A 2799-nucleotide genomic window follows, 5' to 3' on the forward strand; every position below is an offset into this window, starting at 1 on the left:
GAGTTCTCAAGGAACGGACGCTTCCTTCGGACTGCCTTCCAGCAGGCCCTCCGGGCTTCGTTCTTTCGTGTTTCCAGCTTACCAGACGCTTTCCGTTCCGTTTACCGGAGCTTTTCGCATCTGAAATCTGGTGTTAACCGCCAAGTTGCGGCGACTCGACCAACCATAGCGGGTCGCCAGCCGGAGCGCGAATCGGGGCGCACCCGGAGTCCTCCGGACGGAGGCATGATTTGTTGCTCTCGCGAGCATATACAGCAATGGGTCCGATTCGCCAAGATGCCTGTAGAGTGCGGCGCATCGGCCGAGAGGACTAGACCACTCCGGGCTCGATGGGCCGCCGACCGGTAGGTGGGCGAGGGCGGTTCTTCGCCCGGGAATGTCAGCGGATGTCCGTAGTTGACATGATTTAGGCTTCAGTCGATCGTCGCGCCGCTCCTCGCGGCCGCTCGCTGTACTGCGCACTTGGGAGGCACAACCATGACCACTGTGACGTCGCCGCTGACCGGCAAGGTCGTCGGGCTCGCCGGCGTGCCGGACCCGGTGTTCTCGGGGGCGATGGTCGGCCCTGGGACCGCGATCGACCCGGTTCGTCGGCCGACCGAGGCGGTCGCTCCGGTGGATGGTGTCGTCGTCTCCATGCACCCGCACGCGTTCGTCGTCGTGGACGCCGAGGGCCACGGTGTGCTGACCCACCTCGGGATCGACACCGTTCAGCTGAACGGCGAGGGCTTCGAGCTGCTCGTCAACAAGGGTGACACGGTGACCCGCGGCCAGGCCGTCATCAAGTGGGACCCGGCCGCCGTCGAGGCCGCGGGCAAGTCGCCGATCTCGCCGATCGTGGCGCTGGAGGCCACCGCCGACTCGCTCGGCGACCTGCGGCAGGACGGCGAGGTCGTCTCCGGTGAGCCCCTGTTCAGCTGGAGCTGAGCTCTCGACCTTCGACACACACCCGCCCCGCAGGAAGTGACGGGGCGGCCCGGCACTCAGCGGTTCCCGGCGGGGCCGCTCCTCTCAGCGGAGACAGGTAGATGGAGAAGACACTGCGCGGCGTGGGTGTCAGCCACGGGGTCGCGATCGGCCAGGTGCGGCACATGGGGACGGCGGTGCTGGAGCCCCCGGCCACCCAGATCCCGACCGAGGACGCCCCGCGTGAGCAGGCGCGCGCCCAGGCCGCCGTGGAGGCGGTCGCCGCCGACCTGATCGCGCGCGGCAATCTGGCGGGCGGCGAGGCGCAGGCCGTGCTGGAGGCCCAGGCGCTGATGGCGCAGGACCCGGAGCTGATGGCCGACGTGTCCCGCCGGATCGCTGTCGGCAGCAGCGCCGAGCGCGGCGTCTACGACGCGTTCGCCGCCTACCGGGCGCTGCTCGCCTCCGCCGGGGAGTACCTGGCCGGGCGGGTCGCCGACCTGGACGACGTGCGCAACCGGATCGTGGCCCGGCTGCTCGGTGTGCCGATGCCGGGCGTGCCGGACAGCGACGAGCCGTACGTGCTGTTCGCGCGGGACCTGGCGCCCGCCGACACCGCGCTGCTCGACCCGACGCTGGTGCTCGGCTTCGTGACCGAGGAGGGCGGGCCGACCAGCCACAGCGCCATCCTGGCGCGGGCGATGGGCGTGCCGGCCGTCGTGGCTCTGCCGGGTGCGATCGAGGTCGCCGAGGGCACCGTCGTCGCGGTGGACGGCAGCTCCGGTGACGTGCTGCTGGAGCCGTCCGAGGAGAAGCAGACCGAACTGCGGGCGGCCGCCGCCGAGCGCAAGGCCGCGCTGGCCGCCTCCTCCGGCCCGGGGCAGACCTCGGACGGGCACCGGGTGCCGCTGCTGGCCAACGTGGGCGGCCCGGCCGACGTGCCGGCCGCGCTGGCGAACGGTGCCGAGGGCGTCGGTCTGTTCCGCACCGAGTTCCTGTTCCTGGACGACTCGGCGAAGGCGCCCGGCGAGGAGCAGCAGGTCGAGGCTTACCGCCAGGTGCTGGAGGCCTTCCCGGAGGGCCGGGTCGTGGTCCGGGTGCTCGACGCGGGCGCGGACAAGCCGCTGGACTTCCTGACGCCGGCCGACGAGCCGAACCCGGCGCTGGGCGTGCGCGGTCTGCGCACCCTGCTGGAGCACCCCGAGGTGCTGCGGACCCAGCTCCGGGCGCTGGCCACGGCGGCCGAGGGCCTGCCGGTGCACCTTGAGGTGATGGCCCCGATGGTGGCCGACCGCAAGGACGCCAAGGACTTCGCGGCCGCGTGCCGGGAGGCCGGGCTGGACGCCAAGTTCGGTGCGATGGTGGAGATCCCGTCGGCCGCGCTGCGGGCCCGGGCGATCCTCGAGGAGGTCGAGTTCCTGTCGCTGGGGACCAACGACCTCGCTCAGTACACCTTCGCGGCCGACCGTCAGGTCGGTGCGCTGGCCCGCCTCCAGGACCCGTGGCAGCCGGCCCTGCTGGACCTGGTCGCCGCGGCGGCCGACGCCGCGCGGGCGACCGGCAAGAGCTGCGGCGTCTGCGGTGAGGCGGCCTCCGACCCGCTGCTGGCCGTGGTGCTGACCGGTCTGGGCGTCACCAGCCTGTCGATGGGCGCGGCCTCGATCCCCTACGTGCGCACCGCGCTCGCCAAGTACACGCTGGCGCAGTGCCGCCGGGCAGCCGAGGCGGCCCGCGCCGCGGACAGCGCCGAGGAGGCGCGGGCCGCCGCGCAGCAGGTGCTCTCGGGCGAGTAGGGGCACGGATGCGAGAAGGGGGGGGGACCCCCGGGGGCGGGGGGGAAGCCCCCATACGGGTGGGGGGGGGGGGGAGGCCGGGCGGGCGGAGCGGGGGCGG

At 72.7% G+C, this 2799-nt stretch carries 2 protein-coding genes; both read left to right on the plus strand.

Annotated features, from left to right (window positions below):
- The first annotated feature begins 477 nt into the window (after positions 1 to 477).
- Positions 478 to 927 carry a PTS glucose transporter subunit IIA gene (locus tag ACFRAR_RS38545; RefSeq protein ID WP_380705092.1) on the plus strand — a complete coding sequence of 150 codons (450 nt, stop codon included), beginning with the start codon at positions 478 to 480 and terminating at the stop codon, positions 925 to 927.
- Between the two features lie 101 nt (positions 928 to 1028).
- Positions 1029 to 2699 carry a phosphoenolpyruvate--protein phosphotransferase gene (gene ptsP, locus ACFRAR_RS38550; protein WP_380705094.1) on the plus strand — a complete coding sequence of 557 codons (1671 nt, stop codon included), beginning with the start codon at positions 1029 to 1031 and terminating at the stop codon, positions 2697 to 2699.
- The last annotated feature ends 100 nt before the right edge of the window (positions 2700 to 2799 follow it).

It is taken from the genome of Kitasatospora sp. NPDC056651 (assembly GCF_042792155.1).
Classification (GTDB): Bacteria; Actinomycetota; Actinomycetes; order Streptomycetales; family Streptomycetaceae; genus Kitasatospora.